We start from the raw sequence: 19,463 nt of genomic DNA, 5'->3' as shown, positions 1-19,463 counted from the left end.
TTTTATAATAAAAACGGAAGGGCTCCAGGTTATTGGCCTTGAGCCCTTCTTCTTGCAAACAGGTTAACGAACTAACCGATACTTATAACTTCATGTGCAAAATCGGAAATGGTTTGCCCATATCATCAAGCGGTGAACGTGATATTACTTCAAAGCCCAAGTGCTGATAAAAACCAGTTGCCAGTGGGTTTTGCTCATTAACATCCACTCTTTTCACCTTAAGCTCCTCGATAGCGTATTGCATCAATTTGGCACCTAAACCTTGACCGCGAGCCTTATCCAAGACAAATAACATTTCAACTTTGTCATCATGTACGCCAAGAAAAGCCTGTATGTTACCTTGCTCGTTTTTTAGACATTTTAACGTTACCGCGGGAAATGCCTGCTCGACAATGTTGGGTTTAAAAAACGCAATATCTTGCTCTGTGATAAAGTCATGAGTTGCTCGGACTCAATTTTCCCAAACGGTCAGTAGTTCTGCATAATCGCTAGGGAGCACATTTTCTACAATCATAAAATTCTCTATTACAAAACTATTGTTGTTGCCATGTACAGCCGCGAGGGCGGAGTATAGCAACAGAGTGACCAACAAGGTAGTTTTGTGAAATAGCGTTATTTATCAAGTTTTAGGTCGAGGATTAAAGTGATTGGTGAACTTTTTCGTCTTCGGGGACGTATTAACTTGTTATAACTATTATTTTCTCTATGCTTTAAAGTTGTAGTGGTTGATTTTTGACCGTACTTAGGCCTTGGTTAAATGAATTATTTTATTCTCTGTTTGAATTGTCGCTTACGTATTTTTATTAAGTGTTTCTATCTATTGATAGTGCTATCTATACTGCTGTGCGTTGTTCCTCAGGTCAAAGCGTCTGAACAGCCATTGCACGTAATGTTTTTACAGCGGGCTCCTTTTTCATTTCATGTTAACGATCAACCTCAGGGGGTGTTAATCGATGTAATAAATGAAGTCAGCCAACAGCAAAATATCAAAATAAAATATCAGCAGGTTGAGAGTTGGTTTGATTTATTAAAGGCATTAAAGCGTAATGTGAATGCTTGCTCATTAGGGCCTTATAAAACTAAGCAAAGGGAACTCGATTACAAGTATTCGGATGCTATCTATCAAGAAGCGCCTTATCTAGTGATCGCAAATACTAAGGTCGCTAAAAAGTTTGGTGTTTCAGTCTCTCTGGATGAATTATTTGCTTCTCACTTTGTGTTTGGGGCTCAAAAGGGGTTTTCGTATGGCGAATATGTCGACAAAAAATTAGCCAATAAAAAGTCAGGAATACTGGAACTGAGTTATTTAACCATTACAGGTCAAGCCATTGAGCAACGACATGAATTTTCGCTGCTTAACCTTGGGCGTGTTGATTATGTTTTGATGAATGCAGATGAATATTATTGGAATGTTCAAAATGCAGCACTTGATATGAAAAATATTACTGACTTGAGTATTCAGGATCCTTTAGCTCGCAACAATCGTTATTTGATGTGCTCGAAAGGTACCTCTGATAAAACTATTCTCACCATTAATGAAGGCATTCGCCAACTAAAAGCATCTAGTAAGTATCACCATCTAGTGAGTCAGTATAAAAAGTAAGAAAAAGTTACTGTTTAACCGCACTTGTTACAATGTCAGTTGAAGATTTCAGGCAATAAAAAAGCCTTACAAATGTAATATGTTAATTTATATTAAGTTGTTGTATTTTAAAGGTATAATTTGTTATTTGTTTTTCTGGGAGTCAGTGGGGATACTTGGGATTGTTTACGTGGAGATCATAAGTATGTCTATATTACAGGGCTTCCAACTTCACCTTCTTTACCTATTGAAACATAGTCAAATTGCCATTTCTTAAGTTTGCCAGACTCAACTTGTTCGATAGTAAGCCTATGCTCGCCAACGAACATAGCTCTATTAAGATTTATACCAACTACGGGATCAATAATGTCAGATATACGTTTTAAAAAATCACTATAACTTGATTGCTCATTATCTTCTTCTTCTACATACTTTGCATAACTGTCTCTGCTAAGTACGAAAACTAAGGAACATTCATATGACTCGTCATCGCTTAAGTCTTTAATAAATTCGTTCAATGATATATATACTGATTTGCAATACTTTCCAATTTCACTGTTAAAAGCTTTAGTGAGTTTTGATTTAGCTTTAGCTTTATTTAGCCTAAATTCAAACATATCTGGTAAGGCGGTAGTGATATATCTATTAGCCATCCAACGTGTAATTAATGATTCATCATTAAAATCTAAAGAAGCTATCATTGGTAGTTCGTTAGATATAGGTGACTTTTGAATAAACCCCCTATACTTTTGTTGTAGTTCCAATAAATGCCCTTGAATATTGATATGTAACAATCGAGGGTTTTTGCCAAAAGTGGCATTTCCATCTAATTTTTCGATTTGCTTACAAACAATATACTCTAAATCTGGCTCACTATCTAAATTAGCATTCAGTAAAGAACAAGGGTGTGATAAAACCATATAAATAGCATTCTTTATCTTATGCTGTTGTGGTAACAAATTATACAAAAGGGGAGATGATTCACTATTGAACAGTGAGCCTTGTCGCCAACCGTTTTTAATGGACGCATCTCTGTCAAAATGTACAGCAGACATTGCTTTCCTTAGCTTAGTTCTAGTAAATCATCCAATTCTTTCGATGCTTGATATGAATGCAAGTTTACATTAATTACAGGAAGTTGTTCAATAAAACCACCCACATCTAAATCGTTTTCCATTAGCATAGCCGATATTAAAGCTGCATCTTTATCTAAAGGGTTACGCAGCCAGTCTGAGAAATAGCGTTTTCTAGTATCTTTGATACCTGATAATGATTCATTTAGCTTTTTTAGCCTATCAAGGTTTCTACTTTGGACTTTTTTAATCGGAGTATTTAAATCATGCCACTTATAAATAGTTGGGCGAGTAACCTGCATTATTTCGCTATACTGCTGGATACTAAAGCCAAAGGTATTCATAAGTTCAATACTTAACTTTTGAAAATCTAATGCTTTTCCATCATCACCTTGTAATTTAAACTTTTGAATTATTGCATCGTTTTGAACAATTGCTGGAGTAGAATATCCACCTCTATCATTGTTATATTTCGTGGTAATTGATGAACCACCAGTTCCCAAAAATACTACACCTAATAATAGGCCACCCACTCCGATAGCTGTAGAGTTCTTTGAAATAAGATTTGAGTCTATGTCATTCATCTCCACTCCTCCATAGCGTTTGGTGTTACAGTATTACAAAATAAGTGAGAAGTATATTTATGCATTTCATTAAGTAATTCAATAATATTAATACTTGATGCTTCTACTATGGGGTTAAATTGAATAACGTGATCAGTATCAATGAGGGCAGAGATATTGAACTGCTTCATTAATTCTTGCTGGTTTCCTGCAGTGGCAAATAAAGGCTCCACCATAGGAATTAAGTCATCAGGCACTAATTTAAACCCTTTTCCTGCAAATACTCGCAAAAATAACATCGAATTTAACTCTGTTTTATAGGCATGTTGCATTCTAGCTTCGGCTGGAACTATACCAGATTCACTACCAAATTCAGGGCTTAATACAGATGGTTTCAAATAGTAACTTAGAGGCTTGTTATCTGTAGGATCAATTATATCAACATACCTTAATCCTATACCTCTTACTAAATTCATTTCAGTCACAGATGAATAAATTTCATGTGCCTTTTTAATTAGTTCTGCAAAAACAGTGAAATTTATGTATTTTTTTGTTTGTATAAAAAGATTCCCACCAGAGATAACAACACCACTTTGATAATCTGCACTAATAAAATGATAAGTATGCTTTTCACTTTCCTCTATTTTGATTCCGTGCTCAGTTCGTATGTGAACGTCTTTCATTGTTTGTTTGTGAAAAATTGGAAAACCGTTCTTTCTAAATAATTCTTGACTCTCATTAAGGTGAGAATCAAAAGATAGGAAGTCACCACAGTCAATTTTGCATAAAACGTACGTAACAGGAGCATTTTTTAGAACGCCAGCAGTTTGAAGTTGTTTCAAAATTTAATCCATTAATTAAAAAGTATCTACTGTATAGTTTGTCAAAGTATACATGAAAAAGTTCAAAAAAAATATAAAATAACTATATGTTTGAAAGCGTATAGTTTATTAACTATACGCTTTGTTTCTATGGTAGTACACTTATTTACAGAACTCCAAGTAAGACAATATTTCTAACTATATTTGATTTTGAAAAGTTAGTTTGTTATCTGCAGTTTTTCTATGATGTGACTTTTTAAAGTTAAAAGGTCTTAGTTTTTCTGAATTTTTCCAGCTATAGCTGATTTTCAGTCGAGTGGAATTTGTAATTGTACCTTCGAATTTTCTGAATTTATTAAAGTGCAATATTTTTCGTTTGGTAAATTTTGAATATTTCCTTTATTTATGCGGAATTGAGAGCGTTTTATTTTTCTGAATTTTCCGAATTTTTTTTGCATTTAAGCAATGTTATGTATTTGAAAGTTTCTCGACTCGCCATGTGAATGCTCTGGTCACAAAAGTTTTACCAGCACATACTAAACCTTTTACTTTTTGAATTATTTCACCATCGTAATAACTTTGCAGACACTCGCCTGTTTGCTCATTAATATTAATATCATAGTAAAGTTTAATGGGGCGATCTTTTTGTTTAATATGAATACCACCCATAGCAATAATATAACCTTGCCAGTCACTATTATCAGCAGCATTTCGAGCTTGCTCAATTATAGAGTTTTCTATTTTTTCACTAAATAATGATTGTTTTATACGTCTGAGTTCGCGCCATATTGAAACGCTAGCGCCACCAATCTGTTGAAATTGACGTATGCGCCAACAGGAAGCCCACGCATCGATTCGTTGTGCTACTAGCAAGGCATCATTACCAAATAGATCTTTCTCTAACCCTTTACCATCAATGTTTTTAACTATGTACTTTAAAATGTAGCCTGTTGCAGAACCTTTACTCGGGTCAATCTTCTTAAAATCACAACGATTTTCTGCCGCACCTTTTTCATCTCCGTCTATTTCTAAAGCGTAATGACGTATGACAGATTGTAATGTGTTGACTTTGGTGGGCTCGATAAAAAATAACATGTGCCAATGAGGTGTACCGTCATGTTGCGGTTCTACAACTCTAAAGCCATATGGTTCGATGTTTTGTCGCTTTAACTCTGCGCGTGTTTTTTGCCACTGTTTATTTAAATAGGCGTTAGCTTCGTCGGGCATATAACCTTGCCATTTGGGGTTTTCAGCCCCTGATTTTGCAAAAGCTCGATGATATTTAGAAGGGCAGGTAATAGTAATAAATAATGCTTCATGACCTAGTTCTAACGCTAAATCTTCAAAGCCTCTAGCTCGACACATTAATTCGTCTTTTCGAATTTTTGGATTTGACACATTGAGGTTTGATATTTCTTGTAATGAATAACGTTGACCAGCATCGTTAATAATAAAATGTGAACTAAGTAAATCTTCGTTACGTAATCGTTGAGCAATTCTATTTTTCGTTGTGATATTGCTGGCATAAATCTGTCGTTTGCTATTAACGAAATTTAAGTGAATAGCGGCTTTTTCATTTGCTTGTGTGATCAACTTTCGAAATTTACGTAACCACCAGCGATTATCTGTTAGTCGTTTGATACAGCCATTGAGTGATTTTCTTTTATTTGGGGTTGGCGGTGTTAATCCAAATTTCGTTACGTTACGGGTTATTGTGTTATATGCGATCTCTTGATGGTTTAACGGGAAATTACCGTTACGGGAATTGCTCGAATTAAGTCGCTTTAATTCGTTAGCTGTCGGTTTAATTTTTCCGTTAACGGCTTGAGTCGCCTCAAAGCGGTTTAATTCGCTTTTGTTCGAGATTATATTTCCGTTAACGGATTGAAGCGAACCGTTAACGTTAACGGGATTATTGTAATTGAGTGCTAAAAAATTTAGTAGTTTAGGATTTGTCGCAATGTTACGGCAATAAGCTGCGCATTCTTTGGCCTTTTTATTTATGTCGTCATCGTAGCAAAAGAACATATGTCCTAGTTCTTTGGGTAATAATTTATTCAGCTTTTTTGTCGTGTCTAATATGTGCCTGTTGCGTTGGTAATTTGTCGGCTGTTTAAACGCCTCTTCTAATATTGCTGTTTTAATCGCATTAGAAAAATAGCTGAGACGCTTTGTGATAAAACTATCATCGTACTTATCAACTTTAGCTAAATAGGGCGCTAGTATGTCATCTTGAGCGTTAATTGCTTTAGAAACTAAGCTGTCTGAAAATCTGTCCATGACATACCTTTACTGTTAGCTAATAACATCACGTAAACTTGACCAGCTTCTGTTAAAAAGTAGCGTTGATATTTCATCCCAAATGGATAAATAAATTCACTAGTTACTAAATTTTCATTTTCTAATTTAATTAATGATCTGGTATCAAATTTAAATGGCGCATGGCGAGAATCTACATAGCTATTTAACCCATTTATTTTTCGGTATGAGTAGCCAATCTCTCGACATATTTCAAAGTTCGTTTCAGGTGATGAAAGCCAAGTTAATAATCGACATTGTTCAAACGTTAATTTAGGAAGATCTTGCAAGGTTGAATTAGGCATAACAATCTTCACCTTCTGCAAAATTACTTACGCCGTTCTCAATGAAGTTGTTAATGTCATTAAGGCGATATTTAACACGACGACCAATTTTTACGAATGGGAGAGGGTAACGAGCAGTACAACGCCAAACGGCAAGAGTACCGATAGTTACACCTAAAATATCTGCGGCTTGTTTTGGGGTTAATAAGTTGTTGTTCATATGTATATCCGTTAATTAAGTTAAATTCGGATATCAATATGAAGGTAGATTTATCTGGAGTAACCGCTTGTAGCTGCTAGTTAGTTACTTATGGCTGCGTTGAATATTCTTATAGCAGCCATAAGAATATTTGAATTTTTATAATAATTGTTAAATCGTACATTTTATGTACAATACTAATGCTTAGCAAGGAACGCTATTTTTCATTTCTTCTCCCTACAATATTCCGAGCTAAATTCATAATCATACATAAAATATGCTGTAACTTTATGTATGTACTCATATATTTTTATAAAAAGGAATGAAAATGAAAAACATCAAAGCCGAGATAACAGGAGAAAATGACCTCATAGCTCAATTTGTATTACAAGATGCTATTACAGGTGTTAAGCAAATAATTCAAAATTCTAAATTGGCTCTCTTTGGAGTAGAAGAAGGTAACAAATACATAATGTTGGCTGAAGTTGTAGGAAGTAGCGGCCAGAAATATAAACTAGTTTTAACAGGCGCTACCAAAGCCACTTATCCAACCGATGAACAAACAATAGATGGTGGTAGAGATTTATTAATGGTAAGGATTACGGGGTAATTAAAATGAACATATATATTAAAATAACTCTATTATTCTTATTTATTACATGTCAGGTAGAAGCCAATACTGAAATACCTGATGAGGTGTTTAAAGCATTAGATAAAGGGGTAGGAGATTCTCCTACAAGTGAGAGTAGTTCAAGCGTAAATGCGTTTGAATTAAATGCAAGTACAGATGAAAAAACAGCATCAATAAAAATCAGCCCTATTAAAGGAAGTAATAACTTTAGTGTTTTATTTACTGCGCCACTTGATGAAGACACATCAGAAGCAAAATTTTATGATTCGAAAACTGATGCTTTCACAAATGCATTTTCTGTAAAGGTAAATTATAAAAATGTTCTTTTTGGTAAGAGTAAGCTGGAGCCAATCTTTGCTGAAAAATATGTTGAGTATTGTGAAGAAAACCCTGATGTATTCAATTTTAAAAAAGCAGAGGATTGTAATGTTAAAATAGATACTTTAACTAAAAACTTTAATAAGGAGAAAGGTGATATATCTGGATTTAATATGACAGATTTTTGGGCATCTATTTTAACAGAGCCGATTCAACTATATGGATTTACTGCAACAGCAGGTAAGAAAGACTTCGAGTATTTTAAAGTAAATAGTTTAGAGACTGATACAGAAGGCGAAAACCCTCTAGGAGCAAGTGTTTATTATACTTATGTTGTGCCAAATGAATATATGATTACTTTAGAGTACGAATTTCAACGAAAGTTTGAAGCCCAAAAATCAATTACTAAATGCCCTAATGACCCAGAAGAAGGGGAAGATATTTTAAATTGTATTACGGGTATTTCTGGAGCTCCGGAAAAATCAACTAATAGAAATATTTCAATTTCATTGAGAGTTCCTGTTCCTTTGAATGGTTTTAATTTGGCGTTATCGCCTAAATTGACTCATAACACTGCTGATGATTCGACTAAATTTTCGCTTCCTATTTATTTCTTACAAGATAGCAAAAGCAACCTGACGGGCGGAATAAAATCTTCATGGGACAGTGAAAATCATGAATGGGTTTTCGGTTTGTTTGTAGGGCAAAAATTCAATTTATTTTAAATGTTATTAAATAAGAAATTGTAAATTCTTTTATTTACTTAAAAAGTGAAATAGAACAAATTTGCAAGACTTACAAATTTATTCGATTGATTTTTGTGCTACTTTGACTGGGATTTATAAATTATTATTTAAATGTATATTTTTTATTAAGTTAAGCTCGATAAGAATATGTATGCGAAAGATGGAGTTCTTTAAAAAGATATAAATGTTAACAACCTACAATATCTACCTAAATGTTTGTCTGTAATTCATCTAGTTTATTTCAAATTTACTTTTAAACTGTCAACACATCTATCTGATAACGTTAGTATGCAATAGTTACCAATGATATCTTCTTGCGGTTTATTCATTGCAAGTGAAAATAATGATTGTTCATTATCTAAGTGGGCCACGTTAACAAAATGGGTACCTTGATTATGGGTATGATTAAATTGATGTCGATGCCCGAATAAGTGAAGTAATGGTGAGCTTGAGAAGTAGTTATTTAGGTATGTAAATCTATCATGTGTGATAATGATAGTTTTCTGAATATCAACGTCTGCCTTAGTGATTTCATCTACAAGGTTTTGCTTGTTATTGTGTAAAATCTTGTCATACATTAATTTTTTATCTACTAAATATGCTTTATATTCAGTAGTTTTTTCTAATTCAAATATAGGTGTTCTATGAATTTCTAATAATTCTGTGCGCTTAGTCCTATATTCATTACTTCTAGCTTTTAAGAGTTTAATTTCTTTAGCTGTTCTCTTAATGCCATCAAAGGTATAATCAATAACTCCTTCATATTTACTATGCAATGAATCAAGTTTAAATTTTAAGTTAGTATTTAACTCTTCCTGATTAAGTAAAAGAGTTTTGTATTTTTTAATTAAGAGATTATTTAGCTCAATGTAATTAGGGTTTTTCCCCCAGTTTGCAGGGCAGCCGCTGTATCCTGTGAAGTGATAACCGTTTAAATGTTGAATGTTTTGATGGATATGAACAGCATTATGCAAAAATTTTTGTTCGTAGTTTAAAGTGTTATCCCAGTTACCATATACATAGAAAATCGGACAAGAAAATCCCTGTAATGCATTAAAGAATTCTTCCGCTTTTTCATCTCCAATATCTCCTGCAATAATGATTAGATCGAAAGAGTCATTAATAGTTTGTTCGATTAGCTTTTGTAAACAGTCGAGATTATTGTGGATATCTGAGAATGCTAATATTTTCATGTAAGATAATTTTTCACTTTTATTAATCCAAGAACCATTTATAAATAGTTTTATTTGCTTGAAAAATACCCGAAAAGTGAAACCCTACGGATTTACCATATTCAAAAATTTGTTCGGTTAACTTTTCTGCTCCTTGGCTTGGATTTTTAAATGTTCCACTTTTATATAATTCGAGTGCAAATTGTTTTGTTTTTTCTTTTGCTTTCCATCGTTTTTCTGCTCCTTTTTTAGCAGAGGTTTTTGCAATTTCAGATTTTGCCTCGGAAACTTTTGCATTCTTTAAAGCATTTGAAATAGGTGAGCACTGGTTTAAGTAATCTTCAATAGCTAGAGATAGAAACTTTCTTCCTGAGTTGACTAAATTTGCAGCTAAACAGCTAAGTGCGTATCCGAAATATTCGGTTGCCAATGGAGCAATTTTTTCTGATTCTAAATAATAGTGGTGTATTTGTGTTTTGAAGGCTTTCATTTGTTGATCATCATCTTCTGATATCTCAAATAAGGAAATCGGGTTTTTATCTAATAACGTTGGTGAAATTATGTTTTCAGCTTTTAGGTTACTTTTTACGTTATTCATAGAAAATTTAGTAGTTATACTAAAAAAGTCATTTATGAAGTTAACAATATGAGCACTTAATGAGTTCTGAAAATTATCAGTATTTCCAAATATCTCTATTATTTTGTTTCCTTTATTTTCCGCATTCAAAATATCACTTAATGCGATTTTCATTTCTTCGGTAGTAAATTTGATTCGTGTCGAGGTCACAATTATTTTTGCCTTATATATTCTGGTTATTCAAATGCTCTATAGTTGCCTTGCATTGATCTTCTGTAAGTGTTTTAACTAGTTTAATTAATTTAACTTGGTAATTTATACCATTTGTTAGATTTGCTGCTTTTTGTAAAGCATCTGTTGCTTTTTGTACCCCTGCTTTAACGGTATCACCTGATAAATGAGCGTATGCTTTCGCTGTGGTGGATATATCAGAATGTCCTAGGCTTTTGGATATTGACAATAAATCAACGCCTTCAAGTGCCTGCCAGCTCGCTAAAGTTTTACGCATGGTGTGAGGAGTAATTCGGGTTGAGGTGTCCTCAGAATACAAACCAGCACGTTCTATTATGCGTTTCCAATAGCCAGAATTATCACTTTTCGTTGATAAGTGACCTTTTTGATTAGCGCGTTGCCTTGTAGCAAAAACGAAAGGGGAATCACCAAATAAACTTTCATGTTCGATTTGTCTGCGTTTTAAAATCTCAACTGCTGGCGTTGCAAGTTGAGCATGATAAACGGTTTTAGTTTTGGTTTTACTATGAGGAATAGTCCAAACGCCACGTTCAAGATCTAATTCAGACCATTCCATAGAGTAAACATTACCTTTTCGTTGTCCTGTATAAATGAGTATTTGCACAACATCTTGGTAAATTTGTTTTTCTTCTTTTAGTGAATCAAATAGTTTGGCAATTTCTTCTCTACTTAAAAAGCGAGTTCTTGATTCAATGCGTACTTTTGAAATGCTAGAAAACGGGTTGCTTATCACTAACTCATGACTAACAGCAAATTTAAACATAGCTCTTAATAAAGCAATTGAAGCATTAAATAATCCTGCAGTTAAGTTTGCCTTAATATCATCGGTTACTTTTAAAGCGATAGCATGGCTAACTTCTTTAGCTCTATATTTTGCAATTCTTGGTTTTACGTGAAGCTTCCAAGTACGACTAAAATCATCTAATGATTTTTGTCTGCGCTCACCTACTTTTATTCTCGCTTTGAAATTATCTTCATATTGTTGATAGGGATCAGCAACGGATAATTGTTTAATCCGTTCGGTACGTTTTTTTTCAGTAGGGTTAATTCCATTCTCTAAAAGTAGTAGATTTTCCCGTGCTTTTTTTCGGGCTTGTTCTATCGTATTGGCTGGAAATTTACCTAAGGTAACTCTTACATATTTACTGCCAATTTTCTTCGCGACAGAGAAAGACATCGACCCGTTAGCAGTTACCCTTAATGTTAGTTCTGGTACTTTCGTGTCTCGATACTCTACTCGACCTTTTTCGGGTAATTTAATGTTATTTATTGCCGCGATTGTAAAGTTGAACCTTTTACTCATAAAAGCACCGTTATTATTTGGGGATTCATCTCGGGGATACTCTGGGGATACTTTGAATGTATATTTTGGGCAATTTCCGTTAATTTTGGATAATGTCGAAAACCTTGCATCTCTTGCTGTAGCCCTTGTTCGTTAACGTCTGTTAATGTTAACACATTATTTTAGGCAATAAAAAAGCCTTACAAATGTAAGGCTTGAAATGCTCGCTGTATGGTCTAGTTTAACTAGCTTCTTATTAATTTTTGTTTTCTTATTATTATTGTTTTCGTTAGCGCGGGACAATTTATAGCAAAGGGATTTTGCTTGTGCAACAACTTTATTAGAGCATTTATACCACGATTTTATTCGTATATGAGTGCAAAAAATGAACGTTATTAAATTGTTAAAACTAAGTACATGATTGGTAAAGGGCTTCAGCGGATAAGTTTTATTCAAGGGAGGAATAATTTGCTTGATTTGATTTAGAACATAGATCAAAAAATTTGTCAGTGATAGAATGCGGCGACTTGATTTAATGGATAACTCTTAATGACTGATTTAAAAAACGACACTTATTTACGCGCTTTATTACGTCAACCTGTGGATTATACACCTGTATGGATGATGAGACAGGCTGGCCGTTATTTACCTGAATATAAAGAGACGCGTAAACAAGCAGGCGACTTTATGTCGTTGTGCCGTAATACCGAATTAGCGACTGAAGTGACGATACAACCCTTGCGTCGTTTCCCATTAGATGCTGCTATTTTGTTTTCTGATATTTTAACCATTCCTGATGCGATGGGATTAGGTTTGTATTTTGAAACGGGTGAAGGGCCAAAATTTGAACGTCCTATTACTTGCAAAGCGGATGTTGATAAAATCGGTCAGCCGGATCCTGAAGGTGAATTACAATACGTGATGAATGCGGTGCGTTCTATTCGTAAAGAATTAAAAGGGCAGGTGCCATTGATTGGCTTTTCAGGCAGCCCTTGGACGTTAGCAACTTATATGGTTGAAGGTGGCAGCTCAAAAGCTTTCACTAAGATCAAGAAAATGATGTATGCCGAGCCGCAAACATTACACCTTTTATTAGATAAATTAGCTGACTCAGTGATTTCGTATTTAAATGCGCAAATTGCTGCAGGTGCACAGTCTGTGATGGTGTTTGATACTTGGGGCGGCGTGTTATCTCCTCGTGACTATAAAGACTTCTCATTACAGTACATGGCAAAAATTGTTGATGGCCTAACGCGTGAAAACGATGGTCGTAAAGTGCCAGTGACTTTATTTACTAAAAATGGTGGCATGTGGTTAGAAGATATCGCGGCAACAGGTTGTGACGGCGTAGGTCTTGACTGGACTATAGATATTGAAAATGCAAAAGCCCGCGTTGGTGATAAAGTTGCGTTGCAAGGCAATATGGATCCTTCAATGTTATACGCACCAGTAGAACGCATTGAACAAGAAGTGGCAACCATCTTAAAAGGTTTTGGTAACACAGGTACTGGTCACGTATTTAACTTAGGCCATGGTATTCACCCTGATGTTAATCCTGAGCATGCTGGGCACTTTATTGAATCGGTCCATCGTTTAAGTAAAGCGTACCATAAATAAAATATTACCTATATTTTGATAAAAGGAGCTAACAAGCTCCTTTTTTAATGCCCTAATTTTGAGTTTTTGATCTTACGATATGCCTTTGTCTATTGTTCATCATTGTTAATTGATAAATAAGTTGAGTGATTTTCTTGTAGTAAATACGACAACAGATACACTGGCTAACAGGATAGGTAAATGTTTGATGGATTTGATATGGCGTTACGATATTTAACTTTAGTATTTTTCAGCTATTTGTTGTCGGCTTGTCAGCAGCAAAATCATGCAATGGAAAATAAAAAGGGGAATGCGAAAATTAATCGAACTGAGCTTAGTCATAGCGACGCTATGAATAACAAAGCATTACAATGGCAAGAATTGACGGTACGGTATATCGATTTAGAAGGGGGCTTTTATGGGCTAGTCGATACCGATGGTCATCGTTACCTGCCGTTAAATTTAACGAAAGCCTACCGTCAAGATGGCACAATAATTAAGGCTAAATTTGAACGAAAACCTGAGGTCATTACGATCTTTCAGTGGGGCGTTCCAGTTAGTATCACCGAGCAAGTCTTGATTCACCAAGGAAAGCCTGCGACTTATTAATGCTAAAAATCACAGGCTTTTATATTTGTTGATGTTTTTATCTAAAATAAGCGGTTTAACCCATTTAACGCCGCTACACGAAATGCTTCTGCCATGGTTGGATAATTGAAGGTGGTTTCCACAAAGTATTCAATGGTGTTACCGCCATTTTCTTGTTGCATAATCGCTTGACCAATATGAATAATTTCTGCTGCATTTTCACCAAAGCAGTGAATACCTAAAATTTCTTTAGTTTCTCGGTGAAATAAAATCTTCAATGAGCCAACTAAATTATTAGAAATTTGCGCACGGGCTAGGTGCTTGAACTGCGCACGCCCCACTTCATAAGGAATTTTGGCTTCTGTGAGTTCTTGCTCGGTTTTACCAACAGAGCTGATCTCAGGTATGGTATAGATACCGGTTGGAATATCTACGATAAGTTTAGCCTTACTCTCGTTACTTAACATGGCACTGGCACAAATACGACCTTGATCAAAGGCCGCACTGGCTAAACTGGGGTAACCGATAACATCACCAACTGCATATATGTTGTCAACGTCTGTTTGGTAGCTTTTATTCACTTTTAATTGGCCACGGCCATCGGCTTTTAAACCTGCTGAGCTTAGTTCTAGATCGGCAGTATTTCCCGTTCGTCCGTTCGCCCATAACAAGCAATCAGCTTTCATTTTTTTACCTGACTCTAAATGAACTACCACATGATCATCAGTAGCATCTACCCGTTCGATTTGTTCACCGTGGCGGATCACGACACCGTTGTTCCAAAGGTGATAACTGAGAGAGTCAGACATTTCGGCATCTAAAAAGGATAACAAGCGATCTCTGGTATTGATCAAGTCGACTTTGATGCCAAGCCCTCTAAAAATAGAAGCATATTCACTGCCAATGACTCCTGCACCATAGATAATGACATGACGAGGAGCATGACTAAGTTCTAAAATACTGTCTGAGTCATACACTCTTGGATGATTAAAGTCGATATCTTCAGGGTGATAAGGGCGTGAGCCTGTCGCTATGACAATTTGTTTTGCCGTAATTTTTTCAACTGAACCATCATGTTTTAAAATTCTTATGGTGTGCGCATCAACAAATGATGCTTCACCTAAAAAGTGCTCAACCCGGTTACGGTTATAAAAGCCACTGCGAAGCTTAACTTGCTTATGGATAACGCCAGACGCGTGACTGAGAATGTCTTGAAATGTTAAATGCTTAGCATTAGCACCGGCATTAAATAGTGGGTTTGAATTGTACTCGATAAGCCTGCTAACCGATTGACGCAATGCTTTTGAAGGGATTGTGCCCCAATGCGTACAGCCACCGCCAACTTTATGATAACGCTCTATAATTGCGACACGTTTTTCTTTTTTGGCCAAATTCATCGCCGCCCCTTCGCCGCCAGGGCCGGTACCAATGATAATGGCGTCAAAATCGTATTGTGGAGTGTTAGTAGAAGAAGGTGTTTGTGTAGTCAATGAAAGCGCCTCAATTCCTGCGTTAGATTAAGAAAAATTTTAGCAGGAATTAAGACAATGGTAACTAATAAATTATTGTTTATGCGTGTTTTTCAATAAAGAATTGCCAGCTACGCTGTTGTTCTATTAGCCGTTGTTTAAGTTCTTTATATTGTCCCATTAGTTCTGAGCGCTCAACATCAGCCATTAATTTTGCGCGTTTATTGGCGAACAATGTTTTCTTAATCTCATAATAGTCATTTAGCTTAACGATGAGAACGTCATACTCGTGCTGTAATCGTGCTAATAATTGTTCCGCATTCGGGTGCGAAACGAGTTGTTGTTGACGTTTTTTAAACACCATAGTTAAACGTGCTTTTTCAATTTTATCTTCAGGACTCACTCTTAACTTTGATGTTAACCCTAAGTAATAACAACTTTTAATTAACCACTTGGTGGGATCAAATTGCCACCAACGAATGCCGTTGCGGTAATCATTTTCAAAGATGTGGTGAAAATTGTGATAGCCTTCGCCAAAGGTAAGCAATGCCAAAAAGCCATTGTCTCGGGCGGTATTCTTCTCAGTGTAAGTTTGTTTGCCCCAAATATGCGCCAATGAGTTAATAAAAAATGTGGTGTGATGGCTCAGCACTAAACGCAATACGCCGACTAAGAGTAAACTACTGATAATATCGCCATGTAACCAACCAAACAGTAATGGAATACCAAAGTTCATTCCTATGGTAAGGACTAAATAATATTTGTGCTGCCAACACACTATTGGATCTTTTTGTAAATCCCTGACATTGTCGTAATTTGTGTAACGGTGTGCTTGGTACTCTCGAAGCATCCAACCAATATGTGAATACCAAAAGCCTCTCTTAGCAGAGTAAGGATCGATATCGTTGTTATCTACATGCTTATGGTGAACACGATGATCCGACGACCAATGCAATATACTGTTCTGTAACGCGAAGGCACCACCTAAAGCATAAATCAAGCGCAATGACCAATGGGCTTGGTAGGTTTTATGTGACCATAATCTATGGTAACCCGCGGTAATTGACATACCGCAATAAATAAAACACAGGACTGCCATGATTATTTCAGCACTGTCAAAGCCATGGGTGATGGCTCGATAAGGCACAGCAACAGCTGCAAATAGAAACGTGATGAGAAACACGCTGACATTTAGCCAGATGATGTTAGGTTTATTCATAAATGTTCCGGAATTTAATACCGTAGGTAATTTAGGTGTACATGTGTACGCTATTTTAGTTTTCGTACCAGATGAGTCAAGTAGAATCTATTAACTATTTATTACAATTGTAAGCTGAAACTACTGTGCCGCCACTGCTATTTTATCTTTGATGATGTGCTTTAGAGCAACACGCTCTAGCATTGGTTAATTATTTCAGTATCATATAGTGCTTGAATCATCCAAACCTGATTGGAATAAACTACATGGTCGGTATTAGAGCGCAACAGAAAGAAAAAACTCGGCGACAATTAATCGATGCTGCGCTAGGGCAATTGAGTAGTGAACGAAGTTTTTCTAGTTTAAGTTTACGAGAAGTCGCTAAAGAAGCGGGGTTAGCCCCAACATCATTTTATCGGCACTTTTCTGATATGGATGAGCTGGGCCTGACATTAGTAGATGAAGCCGGTTTAACTTTGCGCCAGTTGATGCGTCAAGCACGTCAGCGTATTGAAAAAGGAGGGTCTGTTATTCAAATCTCCGTACAAACATTTATGGAGTTTATTGAAAGTAATGGCAATATTTTTCGATTGTTATTGCGGGAACGCTCAGGTACCTCGGCTGCTTTTCGTGCAGCAGTTAACAGAGAAATTAGCTTTTTCACGCTCGAGCTATGTGATTATCTACAGCAAGCCAACAAATTAGATGCAGAAGTGGCTTATCTACAAGCCAACGCTGCGGTAACTATTGTATTTAGTGCCGGCTCTGATGCATTAGATGCCGATAAAAAAGAGCGTGAACAATTGGCATATCGTACTATTCAACAATTACGTTTTATTGCCCGTGGCGCCATGGAACTTGCTTTACGTAAAGAGAGCAACAAATCATTACCGTCGAGTTAGTATCACACCTGTTTCAATATGATCCGTGTAAGGGAATTGGTCAAATAGGGCTACTTTCTCAATCCGATGTGTTTTGACCAATGTTTTCAGATTGTCTTTTAAGGTGTCTGGATTACATGATATATAGATAATATCATTAAAGCGACTGACCAGTTCTACACTGTCGGGATCTAAACCTGCGCGTGGCGGATCAACGAGTACTGTTTCATAGCGGTAACTGCTAAGATCAAAATCTGCTAAGCGTCGAAATTGTCGCTCGCCATTCATCGCCTGACTGAATTCTTCACTCGACATTCGAATAATATGAATATTATCAATATTATTCATAGCGATATTTGTTTGGGCTGATTTAACCGAAGTTTTTGAGATCTCAGTACCAAGCACCCGATCGAAGTTTTGCGCCAATGCAATACTAAAATTACCATTACCACAATAGAGCTCAACCAGATCACCACCTTTATTGGCGGTTGCTTGTTGTGCCCATAATAGCATTTTCTCATTCACTTTTGCATTGGGTTGGGTGAAGCTATTTTCTACTTGCTGATATTGAAACGTTTGTTCACCTACAGTGAGCGTCTCAATGACAAAGTCTTGATCGATGATCACTTTTTGTTTTCTTGCACGACCAATAATATGAGTAGGGCAAATACTTGATAATTGCGCTTTTAACCATTGTGCTTGTTTCTCCCAATTTCCATCAAGTTGCTTATGATAAAGTAAACTGAGTACAGCCTCTCCACTTAATGTGGCGAGAAAGTCAACTTGGAATAAACGTTCCCTTAACACAGGCTGATCTTTTATTGTGTTTAATAAAGCTGACATTAGTTGGTTGATCAACTGACTAGCAACAGGAAAGTGCTCCACTTTAAACTTTTGCTTAGTCTTTTGATCAAACATGATGTAATAAAGATCATCTCCTTCATGCCATACTCTAAATTCAGCACGTTGCCGATAATGTAAAGGTTGAGATGGGTACACATCAAATTGAGGCACACTTAATTCAGCAAATAATGCTGTCATGTTTTGCTGTTTATTTGATAGCTGCTCTTGATATAAGTCAGGGTGAACATGGCTAAACATAAAGTGAACCTTTTAAGTAAAATGATGTTGCATGAGAAAAGGGCGAAGATCTTAACGATCACTACACGTTTGTCTAGTGCTATTTTAGTGCATATGAATAAATTTTTCGTCAACTTCTGTCGGGGAATTGAACAATTGAAGATAATAAAAAACCGCATTGCTGCGGTTTTTTTGATAACTAAGAGGAAATTCCTATTCTTCTGTAGGTTTGTCAGGACGCTCCTTCGCTTCACGTACTTTTAATGTACGCTGCTGAAATTCTGAATCATTTAACTTTGAAATAGCATGTTCAGCATCAGAAGCAGACATTTCGACAAAGCCAAAGCCTCTTCGCTTACCTGTATGTTTATCTTTCATTAAACGTACTGAATGAACATTACCATAATCGGAAAAGAGTGCTCTAACCGCACCTTCGTTTGCTCGATAAGGAAGGTTACCTACATATAGTGTTTTAACTTCACCATTGTCTTCTCCATTTGCTACCGAACTACCAAAGAATGAAGGAATAAGAGCTGAAGCAAAAAGTAAAACCGCAATTAGTGCAGGGGAAAGTTCAACAGCACCTGCAATAAAGAAACCTATTACCGCTAATATCAGTGCAACTACAATTGTTATACCTTGGGGGACTTTCATATGAATACCTAAATTATTATTTTTAAAATGCATTAAATAGCAATTCTATGTTACCCAGCTTTTCATTTAGTGCAACTATAATAAGTGCAAAATTTATTCTTTAGGCTGAAGTTAATCAAAAATTTCTGCGTAATCGGCGATCTTTGACCTATTTATGTCGAAGGATCCAACAAACTGTTTATTTAACATGCAAACGATC

At 35.8% G+C, this 19,463-nt stretch carries 19 protein-coding genes and 1 pseudogene; 6 read left to right on the top strand and 14 right to left on the bottom strand.

Annotation, left to right across the window (positions count from 1 at the left end; translation table 11 throughout):
- Window positions 1–82: 82 nt before the first annotated feature.
- Window positions 83–514, bottom strand: a pseudogene (locus IV514_RS16665) (GNAT family N-acetyltransferase).
- Window positions 515–826: 312 nt separating this feature from the next.
- On the opposite strand from IV514_RS16665, the gene IV514_RS16660 reads away from it, so the two are divergent.
- Entirely contained in the window at window positions 827–1,603 is a 777-nt protein-coding gene (locus tag IV514_RS16660; protein WP_346776943.1) for a transporter substrate-binding domain-containing protein, read from the top strand.
- A 188-nt stretch (window positions 1,604–1,791) separates the two neighbouring features.
- Here the strand turns inward: IV514_RS16660 and IV514_RS16655 are convergent, their stop codons facing one another.
- From IV514_RS16655 to IV514_RS16630, 6 genes are all read right to left on the bottom strand, one after another.
- On the bottom strand, window positions 1,792–2,637 hold the full coding sequence (locus IV514_RS16655; RefSeq protein WP_206486452.1) for a hypothetical protein: 846 nt from the start codon (window positions 2,635–2,637) through the stop codon (window positions 1,792–1,794).
- Between the two features lie 8 nt (window positions 2,638–2,645).
- On the bottom strand, window positions 2,646–3,239 hold the full coding sequence (locus tag IV514_RS16650) for a hypothetical protein (protein ID WP_206486451.1): 594 nt from the start codon (window positions 3,237–3,239) through the stop codon (window positions 2,646–2,648).
- Window positions 3,236–4,060: a TIGR04255 family protein gene (locus IV514_RS16645; protein WP_206486450.1), complete on the bottom strand. Its 825-nt coding sequence runs from the start codon at window positions 4,058–4,060 to the stop codon at window positions 3,236–3,238. Before IV514_RS16645 ends, IV514_RS16650 begins: the two co-directional genes overlap by 4 nt.
- Window positions 4,061–4,507: 447 nt before the next feature.
- Complete coding sequence (locus tag IV514_RS16640; protein ID WP_206486449.1) at window positions 4,508–6,319, bottom strand: replication endonuclease; 1,812 nt, start codon at window positions 6,317–6,319, stop codon at window positions 4,508–4,510.
- Window positions 6,295–6,642: a hypothetical protein gene (locus tag IV514_RS16635; RefSeq protein ID WP_206486448.1), complete on the bottom strand. Its 348-nt coding sequence runs from the start codon at window positions 6,640–6,642 to the stop codon at window positions 6,295–6,297. The genes IV514_RS16640 and IV514_RS16635 overlap by 25 nt, the downstream gene beginning before the upstream one ends.
- A complete protein-coding gene (locus IV514_RS16630; protein WP_206486447.1) occupies window positions 6,635–6,841 on the bottom strand; it encodes a helix-turn-helix domain-containing protein in 207 nt (68 codons plus the stop codon). Before IV514_RS16630 ends, IV514_RS16635 begins: the two co-directional genes overlap by 8 nt.
- Window positions 6,842–7,148: 307 nt before the next feature.
- Here IV514_RS16630 and IV514_RS16625 point away from each other — a divergent pair, with 307 nt between their 5' ends.
- Window positions 7,149–7,430: a hypothetical protein gene (locus IV514_RS16625; protein ID WP_206486446.1), complete on the top strand. Its 282-nt coding sequence runs from the start codon at window positions 7,149–7,151 to the stop codon at window positions 7,428–7,430.
- A gap of 5 nt (window positions 7,431–7,435) precedes the next feature.
- The gene (locus IV514_RS16620; protein WP_206486445.1) at window positions 7,436–8,494 is read left to right on the top strand and encodes a hypothetical protein; all 1,059 of its coding nucleotides are present in this window, start codon (window positions 7,436–7,438) and stop codon (window positions 8,492–8,494) included.
- A 257-nt stretch (window positions 8,495–8,751) separates the two neighbouring features.
- On the opposite strand, the gene IV514_RS16615 is transcribed toward IV514_RS16620, so the two are convergent.
- The 3 genes from IV514_RS16615 to IV514_RS16605 are packed head-to-tail and all read right to left on the bottom strand — an operon-like array spanning window position 8,752 to window position 11,819.
- Window positions 8,752–9,708 (bottom strand): metallophosphoesterase family protein, encoded by a 957-nt coding sequence (locus IV514_RS16615; protein ID WP_206486444.1) that lies wholly within the window; start codon window positions 9,706–9,708, stop codon window positions 8,752–8,754.
- 22 nt (window positions 9,709–9,730) lie between these two features.
- Window positions 9,731–10,438 carry a hypothetical protein gene (locus IV514_RS16610; RefSeq protein ID WP_206486443.1) on the bottom strand — a complete coding sequence of 236 codons (708 nt, stop codon included), beginning with the start codon at window positions 10,436–10,438 and terminating at the stop codon, window positions 9,731–9,733.
- Window positions 10,439–10,487: 49 nt separating this feature from the next.
- A complete protein-coding gene (locus tag IV514_RS16605; RefSeq protein WP_206486442.1) occupies window positions 10,488–11,819 on the bottom strand; it encodes a site-specific integrase in 1,332 nt (443 codons plus the stop codon).
- Window positions 11,820–12,347: 528 nt separating this feature from the next.
- Between IV514_RS16605 and hemE the strand changes: the two genes are divergently transcribed.
- Together hemE and IV514_RS16595 are read left to right on the top strand one after the other, a co-directional pair.
- Entirely contained in the window at window positions 12,348–13,415 is a 1,068-nt protein-coding gene (hemE, locus tag IV514_RS16600; RefSeq protein WP_206486441.1) for a uroporphyrinogen decarboxylase, read from the top strand.
- 180 nt (window positions 13,416–13,595) lie between these two features.
- Window positions 13,596–14,003: a hypothetical protein gene (locus IV514_RS16595; RefSeq protein ID WP_206486440.1), complete on the top strand. Its 408-nt coding sequence runs from the start codon at window positions 13,596–13,598 to the stop codon at window positions 14,001–14,003.
- 41 nt (window positions 14,004–14,044) lie between these two features.
- Here the strand turns inward: IV514_RS16595 and sthA are convergent, their stop codons facing one another.
- Together sthA and IV514_RS16585 are read right to left on the bottom strand one after the other, a co-directional pair.
- Window positions 14,045–15,472: a Si-specific NAD(P)(+) transhydrogenase gene (sthA, locus tag IV514_RS16590; RefSeq protein ID WP_206486439.1), complete on the bottom strand. Its 1,428-nt coding sequence runs from the start codon at window positions 15,470–15,472 to the stop codon at window positions 14,045–14,047.
- Between the two features lie 79 nt (window positions 15,473–15,551).
- Window positions 15,552–16,670: a fatty acid desaturase gene (locus tag IV514_RS16585; protein ID WP_206486438.1), complete on the bottom strand. Its 1,119-nt coding sequence runs from the start codon at window positions 16,668–16,670 to the stop codon at window positions 15,552–15,554.
- A 245-nt stretch (window positions 16,671–16,915) separates the two neighbouring features.
- Between IV514_RS16585 and fabR the strand changes: the two genes are divergently transcribed.
- Window positions 16,916–17,551 carry an HTH-type transcriptional repressor FabR gene (gene fabR / locus IV514_RS16580; RefSeq protein ID WP_206486437.1) on the top strand — a complete coding sequence of 212 codons (636 nt, stop codon included), beginning with the start codon at window positions 16,916–16,918 and terminating at the stop codon, window positions 17,549–17,551.
- Here the strand turns inward: fabR and trmA are convergent.
- The gene (trmA, locus tag IV514_RS16575) at window positions 17,537–18,571 is read right to left on the bottom strand and encodes a tRNA (uridine(54)-C5)-methyltransferase TrmA (protein ID WP_241242444.1); all 1,035 of its coding nucleotides are present in this window, start codon (window positions 18,569–18,571) and stop codon (window positions 17,537–17,539) included. The genes fabR and trmA overlap by 15 nt on opposite strands.
- Before the next feature lie 252 nt (window positions 18,572–18,823).
- Complete coding sequence (locus IV514_RS16570; RefSeq protein WP_206486435.1) at window positions 18,824–19,264, bottom strand: RNA-binding protein; 441 nt, start codon at window positions 19,262–19,264, stop codon at window positions 18,824–18,826.
- Window positions 19,265–19,463: the final 199 nt, after the last annotated feature.

The sequence above is a fragment of the Thalassotalea sp. G2M2-11 genome (assembly GCF_017168195.1).
Classification (GTDB): Bacteria; Pseudomonadota; Gammaproteobacteria; order Enterobacterales; family Alteromonadaceae; genus Thalassotalea_E.
This window is presented reverse-complemented; position numbering and strand designations above follow the sequence as displayed.